Genomic DNA, 25,095 nt, shown 5'->3' with positions numbered 1-25,095 from the left:
GGGTGGTGACTGTGTGTTAAAAAAATGGGTGGTCATTTCCCCTTGGGATTTGGTGACTGCATTTTTTAAGGGTGAGAGTTAAAATTTTTATTAAAAATAAAAGCCTCTTTTTATGTGTGTTATTGGTGGGAGGCGTGGTTTATATGTGGGTTGAGAAAAATTTGCGCTAAATTTATTTGATTAATTAATATGTGGGAAGGTTGCCACCTCTTGTAGTAAAATTTTACAGGACTTCGTCGCTTCGATGTATAGAGTGAAAATATAGTCTTTATGAACTGGTTAGAACGCTACTTGCGAGATTGGTAGATTGAGATGGGGGGTATGGAGTTATATTTTGAGACTCATGTCGTAAAACGGTTATTAGTTGATTGAGGGGGTGCGATGCGTAGACGCACCCGTATATTGCTATTGAATTTTCTAAATGCAGTGTTTTCAACACAATTAGGTTTTTGAAAGGGAAATTTTTGATCTGGATATTCCAGAAGTGCAAGCATGGACAGAGAAATTTTACAGCACGGACCCAGTGACTACCGGGTAAGTAAAGCAGCGCTCAACGAACAATGATTCGAGAATGTATCAATCATCAAGTAGTTGAAGATCCTCGTTAGGAGAAGATACATCTGAGAGTGTGTGTAACAGCCCCTCTGGGAACTTCCAACATACCACCCGCTATGCGGGTGATATGTTGATTGCTGACCTTTAGTCGCCGGTAGGGCAATACTTACTCTATTGTACATCGGGTCGTCTATATAAGGTATCCTCTGGCTCCAGCAGTTTATCTTTATCTGAGCGTTTAGCTGCATTGGGAGCAAAAAACAGCTCTGCACAAACCCATATTGCCCCAATGCCTGGCAGGGCAACGATCAACATACGGCGGGGTAATCCAGAGCTTCGGAGACGTTTACTGCATACGGTCACAGAAGCCCAAATTAAGCTTAACTGTACAGGCACACTGATGACCGCCATAAATATTTCTGCAGTTTTCCAAATGCCATCGCTGAAATTAAAGTTGCTATACTCTAGAATTAGACCGGTAATAAACTGGACACAAAGCACTGGTATTACAAAAAGCAGCCAGAACTGTCGTCGTGTAACGATCCCATCCAAATCAAAATAAAAATCCAGGTAGTTTTGTTTCCTCATGAGCCTTTCCTCATCAGATTGTCAGAGTTTATATGGTGTATCTGAGAATTGTTCATGCCCATCAGGAATTAATTCCTTATTTTTCAAAAGGTCCTTAAGCTGAGATCGATAACTGGCTTCCTGTTGAAATATCTTTCGCACATACTGACGGGTTTCTGTGCCACGGCAATAACCATATTTAGCCATTGGACTGTTGTAGTACTCCGCTTTTTGTAGAAGAACAATATAATCTTCAACGCCTTTACTGATGGAGGTTGAAAACCATTGGTCGGGATTCGCTCCATCTTGTAGTGCTAACCGGCGGGCGTCCAGTACATGTCCGGCACCAGCGTTATAGGAGGCAAAGGTAAAAGCCATGGCCTCTCGTTTGGGTAAATTTTTCCAGCGTCGATATTGCTTCTGGTTGTATTTGGAGCCACCCCGGATATTTTGTGTTGGGTTAAAGCTATCCTTTACTCCCACTTCCTTGGCGGTTTCCGGCATTAATTGCATTAGACCTTGCGCTCCCGCAAGGGATACGGCATTGGGTCTAAAGTTAGATTCTGTCGAGGTTTGCGCGGCAAGCCAGACCCAATCGAACGGTTCGCTAGCATAGCGCTTGAAGAGCCTGTCCCAGGGGCTCAGTGTACCTTTGGGGAGGGCATAGCCTCGTACGTTATCTACCCCCTGTGTTTTTAACAGGCTCAGGTATGCTCTGACTATCGTTTGGGCTTCTTCACTTTCCAGCCATTGATTGAGATTGTTAACAAGGGAGGTATCGTGATCCTTGGTTAGTGCAAAGGCTACCCAGCGGTTTTCCCCAAACACTAGCGAGGTATCTAGGTTATCGTTGTAACCATTACTTCCATTAACAATATGTTCGTCGGCGATAGTAAAATCTATTTCCCCCATGCTCACAGAATCAATCAACTCAAGAACCGATACTTTATTATCTGCGGCATCAATGCTTATGGCTGCCGTATTCTCTGGGTGGCTGGGGAATCTCAAGGGGATTTTTTGTAATAAAGCTTTGTCTTTAACTTCTTCAATATAGGCGCTATCTAGGTGGATGGTTAGAGTTTTTCCTTTTAGTTCCTTGAACTGTGTTAAAGCATTTTCTTTTCGTTGTACCAATACTTCCCTTGTTTCAAACAGTGCATGGCTAAAAGTGACTTGTTCCCATCGTCTGTTAGTATATGTTAGGTCTGAAGCTGCTATATCTGCCTTTTTCTCTCTTGCCATAGTCAGACTTTCGTTGATAGAAGCCGCTCTCTTGAACTCTACATCTACCCCCAAATTTTCCGCATAGGCTTGCAGTAAATCGCATTCTAATCCTGCCAGTTGATCGCGGTGATAGAAGCATCCCACTCCATCCATTCGTGTGGCTACAGTTAATATCCCCACTTCCTTAATGCTTTTGAGTCGATTTTTGGGAACCTTGCATGCATAAATAATGGTTCCAATAAGGGCTATTACTGAGAGAGTGAAAAACCAGCTATTGCTCGATCGGTTCATGATTGCTCCTTGACTGAATGTTAATCATGAAGCCTATTGATGTCTCTCTAAGTCAAAATGAGGAAATAATTCCTGATTAACTGGTTTTAAATCGCTGTTTAGAGTGATCGGGCTACATACCTAGCAACACTCTAAGAGAAGGAAAAAACATGTCTGATGAAACTGATAGCAACTTGGAAGGAATTGATCCCTCGCCTTACCGGGATCGCCTTGACCCCAAAGTATCTGATGAAACCACTTCAAGTACTGCAAAAAGCCTAAATCTAGATGGATTGCGCGATCTGTCCGCACTTTCCAAATTACAGGTACGTGAATTTACTCATACCAGTTCTACTCAGATGCAGGCCACATCCAATGCCATGACACAAATGGCTGCGGCTGGGGCTACTGCGGTAAATGCTATTTTGGGTAATGGTAGTAAAGGGGAGGGGCAGAAAGATACTGCACAGCTATCTAATCGCTGATGGAGAGAAATTTCCCGATTATTAGTGATTCGGATTCTCCATACAGTGATAGAGCCCAATAACTGGGTGACTTAATAAACTGATTGAAAGGAAAAAATTATGTCTGATGAAACCAATACTGTAGACGGTATTCAACCTTCTCCTTACCGCGACCGTGTTGATCCCAAAGTGTCTGACCAGACTACCAGTTCTTCAGCGCAAAGTCTGAATTTGGATGGTCTGCGCGACTTGTCTGCGCTTTCCAAGCTGCAGGTTCGTGAGTTCACTCACACCGGTGCAACACAAATGCAAGCAACTTCCAATGCCATGACTCAAATGGCGGCGGCAGGTGCTAAGGCTGTCAATTACATCATGGATGGCGGTAAGTAAGGTCTTAGACCTTAAAGGGGTAGCGATTTATCGCTACCCCTTAATATAAAGGAGCAAGTTATGAAAGATACTTTCCGAGATCGCCTGGACACTAAAGTGGCTGATCAGGTGGCAACTTCTTCTGCACTAAGCCTTCATTTGGATGGCCTACGTGACTTGTCTGCGCTATCTAAACTTCAGGTGCGTGAATTTACCCATACCGGCGCAACTCAAATGCAGGCAACAGCCAATTCCATCTTGCAAATGTCGGCGGTTGGGGCGCGCACATTTAGAGATACCTTCTAATTTACTGTCTGAGAGGATGAACAGATGGCGAAGGATGATGATACACCAACTCTCAGGGAGCTTTCCGCAGGAAAGGGGAGGCTGATTGATGTGATGTCTAGTGCCTACTTGCAGCGTTCTATTAATAGTGCTGTGGAAACGACACTACAAGATCAAGTCAATGCACGAAATCAGCGTATGTTGTTGATGACGAAGCAGCTAAACAAAATAGTTGATTTGTAATTTTATGAAAGACGAGGGGGGGGCGGCAAAAGAAGGGAAGCGTATGTCTTCCTCTTTTTTGGTTCAAAATGCAGCCGATCATGTAAGGGATACAGCCTTGCAAACCTCTACAGTTGTTGGAAAAGCTTTTCAGAAATGGTTGACCCAACCATTTAACCTCATCTTTCTACTTATAATTATCGTTGCACATATTCAGTTGATTGTGGCCGTTATTCAAAGTTTCTTGATGCTGTTGCTTTCAATGTTTATGCGTTAAGGATTTCAACTTATGTCTAACAGTAAACCTACAAGTAAAAGTTACCTCCCTCCAGATTTTGAAGACCAGCTGGATAAGCTGATTAGCAGCCAAGGGACTGATGTTGACCTGGGTAAAGAACTGCAGCAGTCAATCATAGCTATCTGCCAGGAGGTTAATAATGCATTGACAAAATCCTTCTCGGATATATCAACTACTGGTTTTGAACTGGATGACGAAACAAAGGGGCAAGGTGAGGATAATGAGCAACCAGACTAAAAATACTTTTCAGCCGGATGTTAGTAATATTTCCAAGCAAATTGTTAGAAATGCGGTGGAGCTTCAAGGAATCCATATTTTACAGGGAAAATCTGACTCCTTAAGGGATGAAAGGCTTAGCAACATCATGTTAAAGAATAGTGTGATGATGAAGTGGCTACAGAATCCATCCAATACTAGCTACAAGGAAGTATTGAGTGGTATCGGTGTTAATTCACTTAAGGACGATGTCAAAGAAGCCTATCAGTATGCTCTTGAGATGGTTAATCAGAAAGGTGAAAAAAAATAACATAAAGCTCAGGCTGACCTCTAGTGACTAAAGGTCAATAATTTCATGGGCTTTCCTGGGTAGACCGGGGAGAAAAAAATACAGCAAGGAGTTTGCTGCAATGCAAAGAGATTACGCTTTTGCCGTTTTTATCGGCCGTTTCCAGCCATTTCATTCTGGCCATTTGACGGTGATTTAAGGTCGCTCACAAGAAACCAAATTTTTATGTATTGAGATAATTCTAGTTCTCTAGAAAAAATCTTCAGAAATTTAGATGGGCGACGATTGGTTGGATAGAGGGCTTGGTTAATCTGTTTTTCTACACCGCTCTTTAGCGGCTTCTCCAATGCTTGATCTATTCACCATGAAATAAATGTATATGTAATCAAGCTAGGGATTAAGATACAAAGTAAATGCCATGAGTATACAAAAAGGAGGAACATAAAAACAAAAAACCTTTCTAGTTAGCCCTAGAATTCTGCTAGCTATGTCAATGTAGCTTATTGAACACTCTATAATTTTTTAAGATAGGAATTAATGATGCCAGTAACACAACTTAGCCAATTACCCCATGCTCGCGCAATTTGGAGTGCAATAGATCAGTACAATATTTATGTGGTCGCCACAATGAGCGATTCGTTCGCACAAATAGAGGACACTGGAGCCGACTTTCAAATGCCACCTCCGATACTTATGTATCATGAAGGAGACATGTGTGCACTTCTTATAATGGGAGAAAGGCATGGCGCACAATCTCAGGATATAAGAACAGCTGCAAAAAATACTGCAACTGCAATTTTAAATATTCCCGATATGATGGTAGCTGTTGAAGAACCTATTGAAGTTAATGATAGACTCTATTCCAATGCTGGAGCTCAGAAACAATTATCATTAATTGGTGATCAAAACCTACTTACATACGACCCCTCTTTGAGAGGTGCAATTAGCGCCGAGCTTGCTGATCAAGGCTATCGTCTAAATACTGATGCTCAGCCCTACCGTTTTTCTGCAGAACAAGGAAGGCGTTATGATCCTAGATATGGACAAAATGGAAATGCGCCAAAGATAAACACCCAAATGGCCACTTCTTTAAGCACCTATGCTAACACGGGAGCACTCATAGTTTATCCTGTTGGACCCGACCATCTAAGGTTTGGGCCCGATGCCTACGTCAGAAATGAGAATGAAACTTTACAAGGTCAACTCCTAAAACAAAATTGGACGGTACTTGAAATTTCAGAACCTCCTCGTGGCGGTAACGGTAACGGTAACGGTAACGGTAACGCTCAAAATTGACAGATAAATAAACATATCAAATCACCATACCACCCGCATAGCGGGTGGTATGGTGAAATGTATTAGTTCAGACCAAATCTGACACATCCTCTTGAAAGAGAGGGGTTTACCGGTTTAGATGAAGATGCTCTGTCAGGTCAAATTCAGTTTACGAGCCTCTCCTTCCAGATACTTTTACCCTCTTCAAGGGTTGCTATCGGTGTGCGACCCCAACACTTTTTACCCTGAGGAGTTCGATCATTATTGTAATATACGAGCCATTCGTCCAGATCCTTTTGTAGCTCTTTTATTGATCCATAGATCTTTCGTCGCAACGATGGTTGTTAGAACTCTTGTAATATAGTTTTATGGAAGTGCTCACGATGGCCAGTACCAAACGATCCGCGAACAGCAATTAGGGGAATGTGTGAATCAACTTTGCCCGGTATTTCGCGATGGCAAGCTGTTGATCGATCAGGACTTTGAGGCCGTCCGCTTACTGGCAGAAATACCCACTCAGGAGGGGATGCTGGCAATAGCTGTCTGAGCCCTTCTTATCACATAGCGTCAAGAGCCGGCTTATGCCGGCTTTACCATTCATTGGCGACTGATAGCCCAACCTTATAGAGATCTTCTGCCAAGGTGTGAATTTCTTCCGACAAAGAAATTTGCCGGGTCCATTGCTCAGGTATTCCAGAAACTCCGTAGTAAGCTCCGGCTATTTGTCCGCATATGGCCGCCGTTGTATCGGCATCGTTGCCAATATTGGCGGCCAAAAGAATAGCTTCCCGAAAACTATTGGTATTGAAAAAACACCAAAGCGCTGATATCAGGGATTCAATCACGTAACCACTTCCGGTCAACTCTTCATAGCGCTGGTCTAGAAATTGCCCACTGGCAATGTTTTTTACCTTTTCGGTAGTTGGAGTTTGTTCGATAGAACTTAGAAGGTTGCTTCTTTCGATGCCATTAAATGTGGAAAGTATAAGGTTGCAGAACAGTTTACAGCTTTCGATGCACTCGTCCGAGCCATGAGTGGTTCTGGAACTTTCCCCTGCAAAATAAATAGCGTCTGAAACTGTTGAAGAAAAAAATATGGGAATTGGCGCTAAGCGCATGAGTGATCCATTACCTGAGGAGCGAGTAGATGTTGAACCACTAAAAGGATCACCTGTTTGCAGGTATCGATTTAGAGCGGATGAAACTGTTGCACCAATATCGAAACACTCACCCGTAGAGCTCATATACCCATACTGGTACCAGTTACAGTAACGATTCATCTGATCAGTTGCACTGAAGCCTTTTTTCTGGAGTAAACTGTGCCCCAGGCAGAGCGCCATGGAAGTATCATCGGTCCATTGTCCTTTTTCTAACCCAAATGGACCTCCACCTTCCATATCCGAAAGAGGGGTGAAATCCCCCTTGCGTTTAAACTCCAGCGTGGTGCCCACGGCATCACCGCAAGCGAGTCCGACTAAACAGCCTTTTACTTTGTCTATTGTTTCAATATTCACCTGCAAAATCCTTCTTAAATCTGCTTGAGTGTGATTATTAAATTAAATCAGTGGCCATAGGGCAGGGTTATTGCTCTAGATTCCGCACAAACGTATATTTCCCAGAGCCGGCACGCAAACTGTACAGCGCGGCTGGACGACCTCGCTCAGTGCGTTTTTCACCGGTATCTACCAGAAGTTCCGCCTGCTCAATTCTTCTGCGGAATGACTTTTTCTGTAGAGGCTTGCCAATAATGACTTCGTGCACTTGTTGAAGCTCGGGCAGGGTGAATTTCCTTGGCAGTGCGTAGGCGGGGATAATGCTGTATAGAGCCTTTTGAATAAGGCGTTCATGTGCCTTATTGATAATTTTGAGATGGTCAAAGGCCAAGTGCATTTTCTTGACTTTCTCGATAGGAAGCCAGGCGACATCGGAGATCATTTCTAATTTGCTTTCACAGGCCTGGTGAGCGATCAGAGCCGTGTAACAGATGGTTACAGACCAGCCCCGCTTATCTCTGCAGGCGCCACCAAAGGTGCCTAGCTGCTCAACATAAGGAGGGAAAACCCCGGTTTTCTCCTTGAGCTTTCGGGTGACCGTATCCTCTAGGGTCTTATCTTCGCTCTCGGAAATAAAACCGCCCGGTAGCGCCCATTTCCCTTTCTCGGGATGATTGGAGCGTTCCACCAGCAATACTTTGAGTTGTCCATCTTGATAAGTAAACAAGACGGCATCTACGGTAACTAGAGGGGCTTCAAAGCTACCCTTGTTATAGGCGGCGAGGAATTCTTTCTCGTTCATTAGTTTACTAAGTGTCAGTTGGTCACTTATGGTAGCTGCCTAGCCCTGTGTACTCAAGGGGTTGGAGGAGTAAAAAAATTTTCTTGGAGCCTGAATAGAGCAAAATGAGAGGGGCGCTATGTCACGCTGGCTGATGATTACTGGGTTGATTCTTCTGGTAGTAGGTGTAGCACTGCACTTTGCCCCCTGGCTATTTAATTGGTTTGGTCGGTTGCCGGGGGATATTCGTATTGAATCTGGGCGCACGCGTTTTTATTTTCCCATTGTCTCGATGATTATTGTTAGTCTGATATTAAGCCTCTTAATTAACTTATTTCACAGATAAATAATGTATTGATGCAAGAGAATAAAAAAGGCCGCATGGGGGCGGCCGCAAGGGACTTATAGGAGAGTATGAGAAGAGGAGCGTGCGTTCTCCGCTAATCAAAAAAAGGTCATCCTTGACCTGTGTGATTAGGCCCCTGAAATTGCGCAAAAGCGCAGAGTGACTTGTATTTCAGGGGCTTTGCTGGCCGTGACCAGCGACGACGCTTCCTTGCGCCGCATCAACCCGGCGTCCACTATCTCGCCTGGTTAATAATCAAAATATGAACTTTAAAAGTCGTACTTGAGTGATGCAGAGAAAGTACGGCCCGGAGCAGAGTTTACGTAGATATCGCTGCCTTCATCCCAGCCAGCGACATTCTGGTAGGGCACATACTCTTTGTCGAATAGATTGTTGACGGCGAGGTTGAGCGATACCTGCTCCATCAACTGATAGCCCAGCGTCCAGTCTACAGAGCCATAATTTGGAGTCTTTACTTCGCCTTCATTGACGCGTTCCATGCGGTCCGCCCAGCGCACCAGCACTTGGCTGGAAAGTTGCGCGCTTGTGTAGCTGGCACCGACTACACCGGAAAGTGGGCTGATACTGGTGAGGTATTCGCCGGTAGTATCGTTTTCACCACGTTGATAGCTGGCATTAGCAAATAGCTCGAATGCAGGTGACAGATACCAGTTCGCGCTCAGTTCAACCCCTTTGATCGTTACAGAGTCGATATTCTGGTATTGGTATTGCTCAAATACGTGAGAGAAACTGCCATCGTTGTTAAAGAAAGTTTCGCTGTCAATGAGTGCTGTTTCGAGGAAGTCATCGTACTCGGTATAGAAGGCGGCAGCGCTGAAGGCGATTGGGCCCAGGTGTCCACGCAGGCCGAGCTCAAAAGTATCGCTGGTTTCAGGGGACAGGTCGTCCGCTGGCAATACTTCATAAGCATAGGTAGAAGTGGGTTGCAGGTAATGCTCGATATAGGCCAGATCATAGGCCGGTACTTTGAATCCCTGACCATACTGTGCGAAGGCAGACAAGCGGGAGTTGATTTTGTATAAGGCACCCAGGTTGAAGGAGAAGTTGCTCTCTTCAATCGTGGCAAAGGCTGTGCCGTCAGCTTTCTCTGCGCCATCGGGATCCATTTCGTACCAGTCGTAGCGTACCCCTGGGGTTACAACCAGCCGGCCATTGGCAAAAGTCATTTCATCGTTCAGGAATAAGCCCGCGCGGGAGACGGTATTTTCCGGGAATTTTTCGGTGGCCACATCCAGGGTGGAACTGCCTTCCACCTCACGGTACTGATGCACGGTACGGCGGCTTTCGGTTTTTTCCAGATCGAGGCCATATCCCAGGGTGTGAGTCTCGTTCAGGGCTTTGCTGGCATTGGAGAGGAAGCCAATAGTCTCTTGGCTATAAAGGCCAGTTTCCCACATGTCACGAATTTCAAGAACTCCGAACATCGGGGCATTGATGTCCAGCTGGCCATACTGCTCGTCTTGCTGTTCGGATTCGTTTTTATACAGGCTGATATTTAACTGGTCATAGACTGCACTAGGGGTCTCGCTGTGGTAACGCAGTTGGTAAGCGCGGACCTCTTTGTCGGAGTTCGATTCTTCCTTGACGATGCTGTAGCCGTAATCGGCCAGTCCACGGAAGTAGTGGAGCAGGCCATCGGCGCTGTTGCCGGTGCTTTCCTGATTCCAGTGATCGATGCTGAAACTGACAAAGTCCTCGCCGCCCAAGTTGTACTTGGCCTTGTAGAGCAGACTCTTGGATTCAATATCGAAGGGGTCCTGGTTCTCGTCGAAATTTTGTTGCTCTTCGCCATCGCGGAAGGTGGTATGCAGCAGTTGTTCAAAGTTGCCGGTGCGAAGAGCCAGGGTAGGGGAGATGTGTGATTGATTGGTAATACCGGTGTATCCGGTTTTTATCGCACCGCCGAATTGCTCTCCATCCTCCAGGTAGTCGCTGGCATCTTTGGTGGTGAATACCACGATGCCGGCCAGTGCGTCAGAACCGTATAAAGAAGACGCAGCGCCCTTGGCCACCTCTACCTGTTTCAAGGTATCTATTTCAATAAAGCCGCGGCCCACGATGTCATTTTTACCATTGGCTCCATAGCCTTCGTTAACCCGCATACCGTCTTTGATAATCAGTACCCGATCGCCACCCATGCCGCGTACCAGGATATTTTGTGCGCTGCCGGCGGCACCGGTAACTTCCACTCCGGGCTCGTATTGGAACAGCTGGTTCATATCGTTCAGCTGCAGCTGTTCGATTTCATCATTGGTGACAACAGAAACGCTTCCTGCGACATCTTTCAGCGGTTTTTCCGCGCGGCCACTGACAACGATCAGTTCCAGGTCGCTGCTGGCAGCCGAACTTGAGGTTCCGGCTTGCAGGTTAGTGGCGGAGGCCAAGCCCAGTAAGGCCGCTGCGAGAGGGCGAAGTTTCATGGTGTTGTCCTTGGGGTGAATTTTGTACTTCAGCTTTGTCTGTTAGCTGGAGGTGAGATAAATCAGCTCGGCTATCAGCTGGAGCGGATTATATGGATGATTTTCTTAATGTAAAGCTAAATGCGAATCAATATCAATTAGATTAAATTTGACGTTAGTGAGGAGTTCCGCTAGTTTCCGCGGCCATTGATACAGAGCGAAAGTGCTGGGCTGAGGAGGCTTGCAATGAATATTTCGATAATTGAGAACCTGATGGCGGATGTGGCCGACTTGTTTATGGCCCCGGTTTTATTGGCGATTCTGGTTCTTTTTGTTTACTCGTTGTACGCAACGGGGCGCTTTCTCTCCCTATGGATGCTGCGCCGCCGCAATGCTGGTGCCTACAGCTTGGCCTTAAAGCAAGGTCGGAAAGAGGGCCTGCCCGGCTATCAGGTGCACAATTATTACGTGCGACATCCTTTGGCATGTGATGACGAGCTGGAAGTATTTGCGCTGAAGAAACTGGAAATGTTGCGCATGGCCACTCGCATCGCGCCCATGCTGGGCTTGATCGCCACCATGATTCCTATGGGGCCGGCGTTGCGTGCCCTGGCCGATGGCAATATCCAGGGGATTAGTGAAAACCTGATTATCGCTTTTGCCGCTGTGATCTGGGGCCTCGCAATTTCCACCCTGACTTTCTGGCCTGCCTCGGTAAAGAAGCGTTGGTTTGCCGCTGAGCTAATTAACATTCGGAAATTGAAGGAGGTTGCCTGATGCGCTTCCTGGATGAAGATGAAGAGCTCAACCCGATTTTGAGTGCTGTTAACTTGATTGATGTCTTTCTGGTAATTATCGCCGCGCTGCTCATCGCTATTGCTCAAAACCCATTAAACGTTTTTTCCAATGAAAAGGTCACGGTGATCAAGAATGCTGGCGAGCCCAATATGGAAGTCATCGTAAAAGATGGGGAAGAAATTAAGCAGTACAAATCCACTGGCGAAATTGGCTCGGGAGAGGGCACTCGCGCTGGTGTTGCTTACCAGATGGCCGATGGCAGTCTGGTCTATGTGCCGGAAGGAAAAGAAGAGTCCGCTGAAGACCAGGCAGCGGGAGGGAAATAGCGATGTTGAAAAAGGTTTGCATGCAGTTAGCATGCTTGGTGCTAGTAGCCTTCACTACGGTGATGGTGCAGGCCAGCGATAAACCCAAAGTTTTGCTGATGATGTCCAGCCATACCGCGAAAGCCAAAGGAGCGCTGTTATCTGATTTGGCTGCGGACCAGCCGTTTACCCTGGAGATATTTAACAGCAAAGGGAAGAGTGAAGAACAGATAGCAGAGACCTGGGGATCTTCCAGCCTGGTGTTGCTTGACGGTATCAATCCGGCACTCTCCCAATTTATGTTTGGGAAATACCAGCCGCTGCTAACCCAGTACCCCAATGTACCAGTGGTTGCTTTGGGTGATGCCGATAACGCCTCCATGAACCAGGGGCTGACTTCTGAACAGCATCAATCCATCGCTGCGTATTTCAATAATGCTGGGCGACAAAACTACCAGCATTTGATGCAGTTCCTCTCCGTCAAAGTCTTTGGCCTCTCTGCGCAGTCTGTAGCCGATCCTATTATTGTGCCAAAAGTGGGCTTTTATCATCCGCGCCTGCCGAATCTGGTGACTGCCAGTGAAGAGGCGTTTTTTAATTGGCTGCAGGCATCTAAAGACCAGCCAGTTATTGCGGTAGCTATTCATCGCTCAGTGGTGGATTACGAGCAGCAGCAGGTGGTGGATGCAATCTTAGCTGGACTGGAAGAGAAAGGCGCTAAAGCCTTTGCTTTTTTCTTTGAAGGAGAAGATCTGCCGCTTTCCTATCCGGATTTACTGCAAGACGAAGCGGGACAAACGCGTATTGACCTGATGATCAATTACCGCTCTCTCCATTATGTGAGTAAGCGTCGCGCAGAGTTCGAGAAGCTGGGTGTCCCGGTGATTCACGCCCTGAATTATACTGAGGGCAGTGAAGAGGATTACCTTGCGGATAATAGTGGGGTTTCTCCTTCATTAACCCCATTCTTCCTGGTAATGCCCGAAGATACCGGTAGTATCGATCCGGTAATTATCGCTGCAAGTGAAGGTGGCAATAAGGTTGTGATGGCAGACCAGCTTGATGCGCTAGTGGAGCGCGCGTGGGGCCATGCCTCACTTGGTTACAAGAAAAATAGCCAGAAAAAGGTGGCTACCTTTATCTGGAACTACCCTCCCGGTGAGAAGAATATTGGTGCGGCCTTTCTCGATGTACCTTCTTCTATTGAGTCTATCGCCAAAGTCATGGCCGAGCGTGGCTATCAAATAAAGCAGCAGGACTCTAAGACCCTAATCGATTGGGCTGGCCAATTGCTGCGTCCTTATTATCGCCGTGAAGACAGCGCTGCACTGATTGATAAAGGTTTGGCTGACTGGATGCCACTTTCCACCTACGTCAATTGGTTTAATCGTTTGCCGGCTTCTGTGCGCGATCCCATTGTGGATCGCTGGGGCAATCCGGAAGATAACGCCATGTTGGCAGTTCATAACGGTGAGCGGGCGTTCGTAATCCCACGTATGACATTGGGTAACCTGATTGTGCTGCCACAGGGGGTGCGCGCGGAGAATGCCAAAGATCACGCCTCCCTCTATCACGATATGAAAACGCCGGTAAACCATGCCTACCTGGCGGTTTATCTCTACGCGCGCAAAACTTTCGGGGCTGATGCCTATATTCACTTGGGAACACATGGTTCCCAGGAGTGGCTAACCGGTAAGGAGCGTGGACTCTCTGTGTACGACGCCCCAAATTTGGCTCTGGGTAATATCCCGGTATTTTATCCCTACATTATTGATAATGTAGGCGAGGCTATGCAGGCCAAGCGTCGCGGACGTGCGACGATGATCAGCCATTTAACACCGGGCTTCGCTAAAGCGGGTCTTTATGCCGAAGTGGCCGAACTCTCTGAGTTGATTGGTAATTACTTGATTCTGGAAGAAGGGCAAACCCGGCTGAATACCCAGGAGCGCATTATCGCCCTGGCGGACAAGCTGAATATGCTCAAGGATTTAGAAATCAGCGCTGAAACCTTGCAGGCTGATTTCGATGGCCAGCTCAATCGTCTTCAGGACCACTTGGCCCAACTGGCTGAGATGAGCCAGCCACTGGGTATCCATCGTTTTGGTCAGCTGCCCAAGTCAGAGCATCTCACCAGTACCATGTTGCAAATGCTGGGTGAAAACTTTATCTCCGCCGCTGGCCAATATGAGAGCGACCAGGGCCTGGGTTTACCGCAGGATCAGGTGCTGGATGAGCGCAATGTAGTCGCCTTGGAAGCACAGCCGGGTTATCAGCTGTTAAATGCCTACCTGGCTGGCCGCAAGTTGCCAGAACTTTCTGAAGAGCTGCAAAATTACCTGCAGCAGGGCCGGGAGTATGCCGATAACTTTGCCGGTATCGCTGAGCTGCAAAACCTGATGCTGGCGCTCGATGGTGAGTACATTCCGGTGAGCTATGGGGGTGACCCTATTCGCAACCCGCAGGCGGTGCCTACCGGTCGCAACCTGATTGGATTCAACCCGGCTAAGGTGCCTTCCAAGGAAGCCTATGCAGCCGGCGTTCAATTGATGGAGCAGACCATTGCCGACTATCGGGAAAAACACGGTCGCTTCCCGGACAAGCTGGCATTCTCCCTTTGGTCCCTGGAGACCATGCGCCACCAAGGTGCGCTGGAAGCGCAAATACTGTATGCGCTGGGCCTCAAGCCCAAATGGAATCAGCAGGGTAATGTTACCGGAACTGAAGTGATTCCCTATTCTGAATTAAAGCGCCCTCGTATTGATGTGGTGATCTCTGCTACCGGCCTCTATCGCGACGCTTTCCCTAATGTGATGCTGTGGCTGGCGGAAGCCATCGATAAAGTGGCGCAGATGAAGGAAGAGAACAACTTTGTCTATCGTCACAGCCAGGCCTTATTCCAGCAACTAAAGGAAGAAGGCAGTTCCGAAGAGGATGCGCGCTATCTTTCCTCTGTGCGCATTTTCTCCAATGAAAGTGGCAATTATGGTACGGGCCTGAATGGTGCCAGCCTGGCTTCCGACAGCTGGGAGACAGACGATAAACTGGCCGATCTGTATATGCGCCGCATGGGCTTTGCCTATGGCAAGGATGAATCCCGCTGGAGCGAAGACCAGCGCAATGTTGCACTCTATGGCAAGGTACTTTCCGGCACCGATGGGGTGATTTTCTCACGCTCCACCAACCTCTACGCCATGATGACCAACGATGATCCCTTCCAGTATTTTGGTGGTATGGGACTTGCGGTGCGCAATCTAGACGGCAAGACACCGGAGATGTATGTCTCCAACTTGCGCCGTAAGGACAAAATTAAAACCCAGACCTTAGGAGAGTTTGTCAATCAGGAAATGCGCAGCCGTTATTTCCACCCCCGCTGGATTGAGGCAATGCAGGAATCCGGCTATGCCGGCGCAACGGCAATCCTGGATCGCGTGAACAATATGTGGGGCTGGGAAGTGATGACCCCAGAAACTATCCGCGATGACCAATGGCAGGAGATGTTTGAGGTCTACGTGGATGATAAATACCAAATGGATATGCGTGAGTTCTTTGAGACGCACAATGCGGAAGCTCTGGCGCAAATGCTGGAGCGCATGCTGGAAGCAGTGCGCAAGGGCTACTGGCCTGCAGATGCCGAAACGCTTAAGAAAATGGTGGAGACCTACACCGAACTTGCCAATCAGCACGATATCGCAACAGACAATGAGAAGTTTACTGACTTTATTGGCGAGCAAGCGCTTGGTTTTGGTCTTGCCCCGCTTGTAGGCAGCCAGGCAGTGGAGAATGTTACCGCTAGTGCTCCTGCGTCTCAGCAAGTTAGTGGGCAGAAACTAGAACAAGTAAAAGAGCCCGCAGCTCAGGACAAACCCCAGGACTTCTTGTGGTTATTATTGTTGGCAATTGTTATCAGTGGATTTACTAGCGTATTTTTTGAGCGCTTTTTTGAGGGGGGAGGACAGCGAGTGACCCATGCTTAGGCATAAGACATTTCCCTTGGCTATAAAAGCCAACCCTAAAGTCACTTTTTGAACAGTTAAGGCCAGCAATTCTCACTCTTATTGCTGGCCTTTTTTCTTTGTCGGCAAAAAAATTATGAGCTAATGTTGTTGTCATTTTTCGGGAACCTGTCGATATCTTTTCTTAACCAGCAGGGAAAGTCGGAAAATGCTTGTAGGCTATCCATACAGAGATGTTATTTTTGTGAAATATTTCTGAAAAATTAATTGCGTGGAAATTAGCATTAAGCGTCTCAGCATAGTGGTCAATGTTAGGAAAGGTTAAGTCTCGATTTTGGTGCAATTCATTAACTAATCACCACCATTGGGAGCTTTCCTTGGCTTAACATAAGTATTTTGCAGTGAGAAGCTAATGAGAAAAATAATTCCACTGATTGCCCTCCTCTGTGCGGGAGGGTATTTCTTCTGGGCAAAGAGTCAAACAGATAGCCCACAACCTGTTACTGAAAAATCAGTCCCCCCTCCCTCCAAGAAAATTGTTCCAAATGAAACTAAATCTACAGTAGAGCTAGTAGAGGTGTCTTCTGCCGATGAGCAAGAGGTGAACCCTGATAGTGCCTTGATGTGGGCAGAATCGGATGTCGCAAGGCAGGTTTTACATGAGTCCGGACGCTTGCCGCTCGATTTAAATGGAGAGACATATCTTGAGATCGATGTAGAAGCTCTAAAGACGTTATCTCTTGGAGACTATGTTGATATAGAAATGCCTGGAGTGAAGGGAAGCTACGATGCTCAAGTGGATAAAGTTCAGGAGCACGCAAGCGGTAATAAAAGTGTACAAATGAATTTGCCTGGTTATGGCAGTGTGTATTTTGTAAATTTCACAATTGGTAAAAACTCGGTATATGGCAACTTAACATTGCCTTCAGGCTCATATTCCCTAGAAGCGCAGGGAAATTATGCCTGGGTGGCTTCGAAAAAAGATTTAACCAGGAGTCATGTTGAAGAGGAGGTAAACCCTAATCTTTCTTCAGTTAAGTAGATGTTATAACTTTTCAGCTCAATGAATTGAGCTGATAGGCAGTACAGGGAGTGCTGCTTGAGGTACCTGAAAGATACCAGAAGATTAATAGTAATTTTCTCAGGCGGCAGTCAGGAACGGAGCTTCTCAATGTCGAGTTAGGGTATTTGAGTTTTTTGTGGAAGGTGTAATTTGCTTACAAATGTAACCGGTTTCATCTGTATCTATGAAAAACTTGGGGAAAGCAACTTAAAAATAAAAGGAACTATCATGAATTTGAAAAACACTTTGGCTGCTGCTATTGCAGCTTTGACTTTTTCGGGTGCCGCAATAGCAGACACGGTAAAAGTCGCAGTCTGGTACACAGATCCAGCTGCTCAGCTTACAGGAGATATCTCTACCAGAGTGGATAGTTTGATTAGCACAGCTAATCGTATCTATGAGAATAATGATCTAGATATCCAGCTTGAGCTTGTTGATTCACGCCAATATTCATCGTCCGATCTCTTGGTGACAGGTGATAATCTTGCGGAGTTTTCTGGAGCCACATATTTGGATGTTGATATTACTCCAACCTGGGAGGAGTGGTTCGACTATGGCTATGCCCAGCAGCAGCGTGATCTGTATGAAGCTGACATGGTTATTTTACTGGGTAAAGCGAATCGTGTAGTTACCGAAGAGGGAACTTACTTAACCTGTGGCGTTGGATACGTAGGGACTGGTAGTAATGGCGTGATGGATCTTGGCTCAAATAGGCTTGCATATAGCATTACCGCTGTGGATTGCGGGGCGACTGACCTGACATTTGTTCATGAACTCGGTCATAACATGGGACTGAATCATTCCCGCAGACAAGGCGATACCAGTGGCGGTGTTTATTACTATGGCTTAGGTTATGGTGTAGATAATAGCTTTTCTACAATCATGGGTTATCCTCAGTCATTTGGCGATGCAGAGAGGCTCGATACATTCTCTAATCCAGACAAAATCTGTAACGGATCTCCCTGTGGTATCAGAAATAATGCTGATGCACAAAGAGCCTTGGGGCCGATTGTTGACGATATAGCAGGTTACAATTAACCCTAATCTTCCTCTCTTTCTTTCTCGATCATTTATTTGACGACTGACACCATTGTATTTGGGAGGACTTTGTCCTCCCATTTTTAAGCGCATTTATTGGTTGTCTTATCATGGGAATAATTTTCATTATTTTGTTTGGGTGATTGCTTCGTTTTTGGTAATGGCCTGATGGCGAATAAAGGATGTTTGTTGAGGATTTCTTAATGTTTTTCTCGCGTGAGAGATATTGTTGAAAAGTAGTTGGAGTCCTTGTCATCATTCTTTTCCTAAGACTGGTTGGCTGTTTTAAACATTGGGTGAAGAAGGGTTATTCTGGCTAGAGGTTGGGGGTAGGTTAATTGCTTCTGTTCTGATAGTTGGCTTTTAAGTATTATTTCAATGAATAAAGTTTTAAGTGATGAGCTGTGAAGAAGCTGATATTTCCTGTTCTTGTGATTTTATTATAGGCCGGATACTAATTCGGGGGGGGGAGGGCAGTCTAGTAATGAAAGGCAAGCCACAAACATTATAAGATTACTACAATTATGGCTTACCCTCACACTTTTAATACCGCAACTTGCAATAGCAGCGTTCATTAATACTTCTTTCAGGTCATTAGTGACCCTTACACTTTGCTGCCAATAATGTCGCGCTACTCTGTTAAGCATACCGCTGAATGACTCTGGATAAAGTTGAGTCCCTCTCCGTAGCCCCCAAGCACCTTTATGGCTTTTCAATGGATGTTGTACCGGCACCATCGAGTGCGCACGATGTTTCGGAAAATCTATCGGTCCACTAGGCAGAGCTAAGTAAATCCTAGTGTGAGGTTTTAGCCCCTACAGTTATATGATTCCGATGCCGGAAGTCAACTTTGCAGTTGCAATATAAAAAGTGCAAAAATTAACCTGTACATACCTGTCTTTGTTGATTAAGTACTTCCCTTTCAGAGCAAAAGTAAAAGATTATCAGGTGAGTCTTTTGATCTTGTTACTACCACTAAGATGCAAACTATAGAAGGACTGTTCAAGTTGCAGTCAGCCCTTTTGACAGTTTTGTGAAAAAATTTTGAAAATTTATTGCGAGGAAGTCGGTGTAAAGCGTCTCAAGAGTAGAGGGAATGTTAAGAAGGGTTAAGTCTTAACGTAATCAAGTGCTCAATTTTGAAGCACTGAACTGAGCTCATAAGCTTGCAGTGAAAAAATTTACCCAGAAGAAAGATAATGGTAAGACAAGTTTCCGATTTTGCCTCCTTATGTAGTTGCATTCATTCTTTGTGTGCAGGTGGGGCTAAGTGGCGTAGTCTGTGTCACAGAATAAGAAAACCTGCAGCCTCTAATCTAAAAATAGTTCCAGTTGAAACCATTCTCCCTAAAGCCAATTTATCAGACATATGTCTCCTTCAGAGCGTGAACCCCGCTGTTTCTGAGAAACTTTTTCACCAAATGCCAATAATTTTGTTGCAGTTGCTTTGCCTGGCTTTTACATCAATCCGTTTTTTTTCATCTCCTCCAGCTGATTTTCTAAAGCGGGCCCTCCATTTGTTTTCTTGCTCAAGAAGAATTTCAGTGCGGCAGTTGATTGGTGTTGATGAGCGTACGGTTGAGGGATGGCCGCGAGTAAGGGGCAGCTAGTGTTATTGGGCACAGATACTTTCTCAAACTTGTGGCAGGTTTTTGTCGTGAAGGCCAGCAGAGGTGTGCATGAAAACCAAAATGACGCATAAAGATAAAAAATCCAGGTGCTCTTTGGAGGTGCAGTTTGTCGCGCCTAGATTTTTTGAGCGTGTCAAAAATTGGATTGATACAAGTAAGCCATGCATTTCTTGATGTTCCGAGAGAGTTCTGAAAGAAAAGTAAGGAGCTCTCAGTGCCTTTGACTGAATTTTTGTAAATGAGATGTTGTCGGATAATTCACAGTTTGAAGTTTTATGCAGGGCATCAATCGTTTATCACAAGTGGTTCTCATTGTTGGCATGATTTCTGTCACGATAATTTTTAGATGTTTGATGTTGTAAGGCCACAGCTGAGATGTGATTGTTTTCAACCTGTGAAAGGTAGGGTGACTATAAATGAGAGGTGGCTCAAAAATTACTCAATCTTTTCTGGTGTTGAGGCGTCACCACCTGATAAATTTTTTATGTGTTTTTCGGAATGCCTTCCCAGTTCTTGTCCTTTGGTGTCGAAATTAAAAATTTTGAAAATATTTTTGAACTTTCGGTCGCGCTAGATGACTTACGGCTGTCCCTCTAGAGGGTGTTGCTATTCAGGGGCATATATTGGAAAAATTTTTTGGTTTTTACTTTCTTCTGTGAAGTGCTTTCCAAATAAATTTTGAGGTGTTGGTACTATAGAGCGTCCTTCATGGGGCGGCTTCGCTGTCTCAGCTCTTACCTCAATTTTATTTGGTGCAAGGGATCATAAAACTGTTTTTGTGCCTTTTTTTAAGGCGTTTATAGATGAATAATTATTTGGGGTATGAGCCATGAAGAAGCTGGCATTTCCTGTATTAGTTCTTGCTTTAGGTGCAGGTTATTTTTTCTGGTTGAAAAATCAGCCTGCACCCGAGAGTCAATCTGCCAAGTTACCTGAGCCCAAAATGGTGGTAGACAGAGTTCCGGTTGAGGCTGCTTCCTCAGGAGTTGCTGAGGAAGTTGCTACTGCTGAAGAAGAACTTGATGAATCTGGACGCCCTCTGTGGTCAGAATCCGAGTTGGCAAAAGAGTTTCTGCATGAGAATGATCGCCTACCTGTGGACCTCAAAGGCGAGACATATTTAGAGATCGATGTAGAAATGCTAAGAAGCCTAGAGGTTGGGGATTATATCGATATTGATTTACCCGGTATTGAAGGCAGTTATGATGCCCAGGTAGGCGAAGTTGAGCAGCATGCCAGTGGCAATAAAAGTTTGCAGGTGAATTTCTTGGGGCAGGCCCGCTTACATGGAGCAACTTTTACCATCGGTAAAAATTCTGTCTATGCTCAGCTCAATACTCCTGCTGGATCCTACTCGTTGGAAGCTCAAGATGGATATGCATGGATTGCCCCCAATGGTGCACTGATATCCAATCATGTTGAGAAGCATGATAAGGACATGTCATCTGAGGCCGAACGTAAAAAAACCTGGAATGATAATGACGTTCCTCTAAATGATTTTGAGTAGAAAGAATTGATTGGGGGGTAATCTTCCAAATCGATAATCAAGCTAAGGAGAGCTGATGTAAATCCTGCGGATACCAGAAGTTTATCTTCACAGGCGGTTAAAAAATTCAGGACGATCTTTTAGTCGAGTCAGGGTATTAATAGCGTATAGCTAACATACTATCAGGCAATCAATGAATTTATTGATTGTAAAAAGTAGCTTATACACTACTTATAATAAAAGGAGTCTATAATGAGTTTAAAGAAAAGCCTGGCGGCAGCTGTTGCCGCACTGACAGTTTCTGGCGCTGCAAGTGCTAAAACCGTTGATATCGCTATTATGTACACCGATCCAGCTGCACAGCACACTGGTGACATTTCTGCGAAAATCGACAACTACATCAGCTATGCCAACAATTCCTTCAAAAGGAATGGTATTGATATTCAGCTGAACCTGGTTGATAGCTGGAAAGCTTCCAGCTCTGATTTCCGCGTTAATGAGGAAACTCTGGACCTGATCACTTTCCACAGCTCTGTGAACAGCTGGCGCTCTTCCAAGAAAGCCGACATGGTGGTTTTCTTAACTAAAGCAGAAGAGGTTGTTCAAAACGGCAGCACCTACATTACTTGTGGTATTGCCTGGGTTGGCCAAGGTAGCAACGGCACCATGTACAACAGCGCTAAAGAGCGTGCTTACAGCGTGACCGGTGTTGACTGTGGTTATAACACCTTCGTGCATGAGCTGGGCCACAACATGGGTCTGACTCACTCCACCAAGCAGGGTGACACTTCCGGTGGCGTTTACTCCTATGGTATGGGTCACGGTGTAGACAACAAGTTCTCCACCATTATGGCTTACCCCTGGATGTACGGCTCCAATGTAACTCAGTACGATTGGTTCTCCGATCCCGATTGGAATGAGTGTGGCGGCATGGCTTGTGGTGAGCGTTCTGGCGGTAAAGATATCTCTAACGCTTATAAAGCTCTTGGCCCAATCGTTGATGATATTGCTGGTTACTATTAATAACCCGCTTTATCTTTGCGAGAAAAGCAGTAGGCTGGCTATTTGTATATATTAGCCTCAGCTTGCACCTCTAGTCATCGACTAGAAGAAAGCCAGGGTTTTCTCTGGCTTTCATATTCCGCTATTTAAAAAGCGCAAAGATAATTGGCAAAGCCTTGTGATTAAGGGCAGAAGATATCTTTGAGCTTATTTAAAAAAGCGAATGCTGAGTGGATAACGCCAGAATATCCCATCGTTTGCTCGAATAGCACCGATAAGGATAAAGATTACATTGATTAAGGCTAGGGCTAACAACCCTAAGAGACCGACGCCTAAGATAATGAGAATAGTGCTTACGATGGAGTAGATAAATAAGCTGATCATCCAATTGAAAATCATCTTGCCATGGCGATCAACTTCAATGACCTGATCTTTAGTGGTTGCCCACATAATGACAGGTAATACAAATCCCGCTCCAGGGATAATTATCCAGGCCAGTTGGCTCAGGTGTAAAAGCATTAGAAAGGTATTTCTTTCTAGTCCCCATGGTTTGTAGTTATCCATTACTGCATACTCTTGTTAATTAATTGCTGAAAAAACCCGCTTCACTGAGTGGATCATAGCTACTTGCTTGCCTTGACGGCAAGATACCTCGCGCTTGTATTTCTTTATTGCTTATTCTCCCATTCCCCGTTTCTAGATCTCAGTGTTCTGACACCAGGCGACCGGCCAGGCCAAGGAATAACATACCCAATAAGCCGTCGAAGTGTCGACTGAATGCTGATTGATTACTCAGTGTCTGCCTCAGCTTGCTAAAAGAGAAGGCAATTATTGTGTTTGCAGTGAGTGCAGTGGTGCTGAGGAGAAAACCTAGTAGCAGTATTTGCTGGGTGATTGGCTGGGCAGGACTGGTAAATTGCGGTAAGAATAAACTGAAAAATACTAAAGCCTTTGGGTTTATTAAGTTGTTGATCAGCCCTCTGCTGATGAGTTGTGAGGCGCTAAGAGACTCAGTGAATGCTTGGCTTTGAGTGCCCCCTAAATTAGAGCGCCACTGGCGTATTAAGTGAATCCCCAGCCATGCCAGATACAGTGCTCCTAGTGCCTTTACCGCAAGGGCAACAACAGGAATAGTCTCCATGATGTGCCCAAGACCAAAGGCCACAAGGAACGTTTGCGCTAGCCCTGCCAGAAACACACCCATGCTGAGCAAAAAACCAGCGATAAAGCCCCGGGCTGTCGAGTAGGTGGATATTAAGAGTAGGTCTGGTCCAGGAGAGATTGCCAGCAGGACAGATGCGCCAAGGAATGTCATTAAAATTGGAGTTTCGGGCATTAAATTGACTCCAGAGAAATTTTCTGGGGCGCCATTATATCTGTAATGTCCACAACCTCCCCTCTAGATAGATATCATGCGATTTCACCAGAGTCACCTCCTGGAGTCCCAGGCTCTTTTGCTCATAAGCTCTCTAAGTTGGTTAATTGGTGGACGATATCAGCATCCGTAGTGTGATTTCGCGCAATATCAGTAGCTCGTGGTTTGTACTAATTGACTGGGATGATGCTTAAAGGGGGCTCTTCTATGCTCTAAAGAAGTCCGTTGGTGGGTAAGTGGGTAAGTGGGTAAGTGGGTAAGTGGGTAAGTGGGTAAGTGGTTGAGTGGGTGAGTGAAGGATGAAGGTTCTGATTGTTGGGGCGGGGACAACGGGCCTCACCGCCGCTTGTGCATTATCGTTTCAAGGTATTGATTGCCAGATCATTGAGCGCCGCAGTCAGCCTTCTCAGCTCTCTCGTGCTGTTGGAATCTTCCCTTCTACTATTGAGCTATTGAGTAGTATTGGCGTTTCCATGGATTTATTCTCTGAGGCGGTGCCGATGCGGGGGCTTCAATATCAGAGAAATGGGCGGCGCCTGTTGTTTCTCGACTTTTCCTCTAAGGAATTTCAGGGGAAGGCCGGACTTTTTCTTCCCCAGAATAGAACAGAAGCGATTTTGGCGGGTGTGCTAAGGGAGCGGGGGGTTGATATTCAGTACGGTTTGCAATTAACCAATATTGTTAGTCAAAACGCCGCGGCAATAGTGGAATATTCTAATCATGATAAGGAGACTTTCGACTGGGTGATTGGTGCTGATGGCGTTCACTCTCTGGTCCGCCAGAAAATGAAAATAAGGTATCCTGGACAGGATTTACCAGAAAAGTGGTCGATTGCCGATGTAGAGGTCAACGGGCACATGCCTCCCAGCCTGGTCACGGTTAACTTGCAAGAACCGGGCAACAATCTGAGTATTGTTTTACCACTAGGCCAGGGACATGTCAGGGTGGTTTCTTCCAAAGAGGATGCGCTTTCTGCCCTTCCTCAACCTCTCGATATCAAAAAAATATATAGCCAGGGCAGCTTCCAGATATCCGTCAGGCAGGCGGAAACCTATTGTAAAAATAGAGTCCTACTCGCCGGAGATGCGGCCCATTGCCATTCACCGGTGGGTGGCAAGGGAATGAACCTGGGAATTTCCGATGCAGTAGCCGCAGCCAGTGCAATTATTCGAGGGGAATTTAAGCAATACGCCTGTGAGCGTCACAAAATAGCTAAACAGGTAATAAGGAAAACTGAATTTGCCCGAAAGGTAGTGACTTCTAACAACTTACTGATGAAGTGTGGGCTGTGGATTCTGGCTAAAACTATCGGTGTTGTGCCCGCAGTGCGCCGCGCTTATGTCCGTCATTTAACAGAAATTTAATCACAA

At 45.8% G+C, this 25,095-nt stretch carries 24 protein-coding genes and 1 pseudogene; 17 read left to right on the top strand and 8 right to left on the bottom strand.

Annotated elements, in window-relative coordinates; all coding sequences use genetic code 11:
- Positions 1 to 726: 726 nt before the first annotated feature.
- Both ACJJID_RS09635 and ACJJID_RS09630 read right to left on the bottom strand, forming a co-directional pair.
- Entirely contained in the window at positions 727 to 1,143 is a 417-nt protein-coding gene (locus ACJJID_RS09635) for a DUF805 domain-containing protein (RefSeq protein ID WP_444922539.1), read from the bottom strand.
- A gap of 21 nt (positions 1,144 to 1,164) precedes the next feature.
- Positions 1,165 to 2,637 carry a transglycosylase SLT domain-containing protein gene (locus ACJJID_RS09630; protein WP_444922538.1) on the bottom strand — a complete coding sequence of 491 codons (1,473 nt, stop codon included), beginning with the start codon at positions 2,635 to 2,637 and terminating at the stop codon, positions 1,165 to 1,167.
- Between the two features lie 149 nt (positions 2,638 to 2,786).
- Between ACJJID_RS09630 and ACJJID_RS09625 the strand changes: the two genes are divergently transcribed.
- From ACJJID_RS09625 to ACJJID_RS09590, 8 genes are all read left to right on the top strand, one after another.
- On the top strand, positions 2,787 to 3,101 hold the full coding sequence (locus ACJJID_RS09625; protein ID WP_444922537.1) for a hypothetical protein: 315 nt from the start codon (positions 2,787 to 2,789) through the stop codon (positions 3,099 to 3,101).
- Between the two features lie 99 nt (positions 3,102 to 3,200).
- Positions 3,201 to 3,470: a hypothetical protein gene (locus tag ACJJID_RS09620; RefSeq protein ID WP_152453976.1), complete on the top strand. Its 270-nt coding sequence runs from the start codon at positions 3,201 to 3,203 to the stop codon at positions 3,468 to 3,470.
- 60 nt (positions 3,471 to 3,530) lie between these two features.
- Positions 3,531 to 3,755: a hypothetical protein gene (locus ACJJID_RS09615; RefSeq protein WP_444922536.1), complete on the top strand. Its 225-nt coding sequence runs from the start codon at positions 3,531 to 3,533 to the stop codon at positions 3,753 to 3,755.
- 24 nt (positions 3,756 to 3,779) lie between these two features.
- Positions 3,780 to 3,977: a hypothetical protein gene (locus ACJJID_RS09610; protein ID WP_152453974.1), complete on the top strand. Its 198-nt coding sequence runs from the start codon at positions 3,780 to 3,782 to the stop codon at positions 3,975 to 3,977.
- 4 nt (positions 3,978 to 3,981) lie between these two features.
- Positions 3,982 to 4,233, top strand: a complete 252-nt coding sequence (locus ACJJID_RS09605) for a hypothetical protein (RefSeq protein ID WP_444922535.1) — start codon at positions 3,982 to 3,984, stop codon at positions 4,231 to 4,233.
- A 12-nt stretch (positions 4,234 to 4,245) separates the two neighbouring features.
- The gene (locus tag ACJJID_RS09600) at positions 4,246 to 4,491 is read left to right on the top strand and encodes a hypothetical protein (RefSeq protein WP_444922534.1); all 246 of its coding nucleotides are present in this window, start codon (positions 4,246 to 4,248) and stop codon (positions 4,489 to 4,491) included.
- Complete coding sequence (locus tag ACJJID_RS09595) at positions 4,475 to 4,780, top strand: hypothetical protein (protein ID WP_444922533.1); 306 nt, start codon at positions 4,475 to 4,477, stop codon at positions 4,778 to 4,780. The genes ACJJID_RS09600 and ACJJID_RS09595 overlap by 17 nt, the downstream gene beginning before the upstream one ends.
- Before the next feature lie 516 nt (positions 4,781 to 5,296).
- Positions 5,297 to 6,055 (top strand): hypothetical protein, encoded by a 759-nt coding sequence (locus ACJJID_RS09590; RefSeq protein ID WP_444922532.1) that lies wholly within the window; start codon positions 5,297 to 5,299, stop codon positions 6,053 to 6,055.
- A gap of 143 nt (positions 6,056 to 6,198) precedes the next feature.
- On the opposite strand, the pseudogene ACJJID_RS09585 reads toward ACJJID_RS09590, so the two are convergent.
- From ACJJID_RS09585 to ACJJID_RS09575, 3 genes and pseudogenes are all read right to left on the bottom strand, one after another.
- A pseudogene (locus tag ACJJID_RS09585) lies at positions 6,199 to 6,414 on the bottom strand (IS481 family transposase); the annotation flags it as partial.
- Between the two features lie 210 nt (positions 6,415 to 6,624).
- Positions 6,625 to 7,548, bottom strand: coding sequence for an ADP-ribosylglycohydrolase family protein (locus tag ACJJID_RS09580; RefSeq protein ID WP_253868597.1), 924 nt, complete (start codon positions 7,546 to 7,548; stop codon positions 6,625 to 6,627).
- A 67-nt stretch (positions 7,549 to 7,615) separates the two neighbouring features.
- Entirely contained in the window at positions 7,616 to 8,329 is a 714-nt protein-coding gene (locus tag ACJJID_RS09575) for an NUDIX hydrolase (protein ID WP_444922531.1), read from the bottom strand.
- Between the two features lie 118 nt (positions 8,330 to 8,447).
- On the opposite strand from ACJJID_RS09575, the gene ACJJID_RS09570 reads away from it, so the two are divergent.
- Positions 8,448 to 8,654, top strand: coding sequence for a DUF2905 domain-containing protein (locus tag ACJJID_RS09570; protein ID WP_444922530.1), 207 nt, complete (start codon positions 8,448 to 8,450; stop codon positions 8,652 to 8,654).
- Between the two features lie 269 nt (positions 8,655 to 8,923).
- Here the strand turns inward: ACJJID_RS09570 and ACJJID_RS09565 are convergent, their stop codons facing one another.
- A complete protein-coding gene (locus ACJJID_RS09565) occupies positions 8,924 to 11,095 on the bottom strand; it encodes a TonB-dependent hemoglobin/transferrin/lactoferrin family receptor (RefSeq protein WP_444922529.1) in 2,172 nt (723 codons plus the stop codon).
- 225 nt (positions 11,096 to 11,320) lie between these two features.
- Between ACJJID_RS09565 and ACJJID_RS09560 the strand changes: the two genes are divergently transcribed.
- From ACJJID_RS09560 to ACJJID_RS09530, 7 genes are all read left to right on the top strand, one after another.
- Positions 11,321 to 11,851: a MotA/TolQ/ExbB proton channel family protein gene (locus ACJJID_RS09560; RefSeq protein ID WP_226648689.1), complete on the top strand. Its 531-nt coding sequence runs from the start codon at positions 11,321 to 11,323 to the stop codon at positions 11,849 to 11,851.
- Entirely contained in the window at positions 11,851 to 12,198 is a 348-nt protein-coding gene (locus ACJJID_RS09555) for a DUF2149 domain-containing protein (RefSeq protein ID WP_444922528.1), read from the top strand. Before ACJJID_RS09560 ends, ACJJID_RS09555 begins: the two co-directional genes overlap by 1 nt.
- A gap of 2 nt (positions 12,199 to 12,200) precedes the next feature.
- Positions 12,201 to 16,151 carry a cobaltochelatase subunit CobN gene (cobN, locus tag ACJJID_RS09550; protein ID WP_444922527.1) on the top strand — a complete coding sequence of 1,317 codons (3,951 nt, stop codon included), beginning with the start codon at positions 12,201 to 12,203 and terminating at the stop codon, positions 16,149 to 16,151.
- Positions 16,152 to 16,542: 391 nt separating this feature from the next.
- The gene (locus ACJJID_RS09545) at positions 16,543 to 17,172 is read left to right on the top strand and encodes a hypothetical protein (RefSeq protein WP_444922526.1); all 630 of its coding nucleotides are present in this window, start codon (positions 16,543 to 16,545) and stop codon (positions 17,170 to 17,172) included.
- Between the two features lie 171 nt (positions 17,173 to 17,343).
- The gene (locus tag ACJJID_RS09540) at positions 17,344 to 18,231 is read left to right on the top strand and encodes a zinc-dependent metalloprotease family protein (RefSeq protein WP_444922525.1); all 888 of its coding nucleotides are present in this window, start codon (positions 17,344 to 17,346) and stop codon (positions 18,229 to 18,231) included.
- A gap of 2,460 nt (positions 18,232 to 20,691) precedes the next feature.
- The gene (locus ACJJID_RS09535) at positions 20,692 to 21,369 is read left to right on the top strand and encodes a hypothetical protein (RefSeq protein ID WP_444922524.1); all 678 of its coding nucleotides are present in this window, start codon (positions 20,692 to 20,694) and stop codon (positions 21,367 to 21,369) included.
- Between the two features lie 231 nt (positions 21,370 to 21,600).
- A complete protein-coding gene (locus ACJJID_RS09530; protein ID WP_444922523.1) occupies positions 21,601 to 22,371 on the top strand; it encodes a reprolysin-like metallopeptidase in 771 nt (256 codons plus the stop codon).
- Between the two features lie 186 nt (positions 22,372 to 22,557).
- Here ACJJID_RS09530 and ACJJID_RS09525 read toward each other — a convergent pair whose 3' ends face one another.
- Together ACJJID_RS09525 and ACJJID_RS09520 are read right to left on the bottom strand one after the other, a co-directional pair.
- Positions 22,558 to 22,914 carry a DUF4870 domain-containing protein gene (locus ACJJID_RS09525; protein ID WP_152453960.1) on the bottom strand — a complete coding sequence of 119 codons (357 nt, stop codon included), beginning with the start codon at positions 22,912 to 22,914 and terminating at the stop codon, positions 22,558 to 22,560.
- A 139-nt stretch (positions 22,915 to 23,053) separates the two neighbouring features.
- Positions 23,054 to 23,686, bottom strand: coding sequence for a LysE family translocator (locus tag ACJJID_RS09520; RefSeq protein WP_444922522.1), 633 nt, complete (start codon positions 23,684 to 23,686; stop codon positions 23,054 to 23,056).
- A gap of 338 nt (positions 23,687 to 24,024) precedes the next feature.
- On the opposite strand from ACJJID_RS09520, the gene ACJJID_RS09515 reads away from it, so the two are divergent.
- Complete coding sequence (locus ACJJID_RS09515) at positions 24,025 to 25,089, top strand: FAD-dependent oxidoreductase (protein ID WP_444922521.1); 1,065 nt, start codon at positions 24,025 to 24,027, stop codon at positions 25,087 to 25,089.
- Positions 25,090 to 25,095 lie beyond the last annotated feature (6 nt).

It is taken from the genome of Microbulbifer sp. CnH-101-G, from assembly GCF_052466775.1.
Note: the sequence above shows the minus strand (reverse complement) of the source record. Positions and strands in the feature narration are given on the sequence as shown.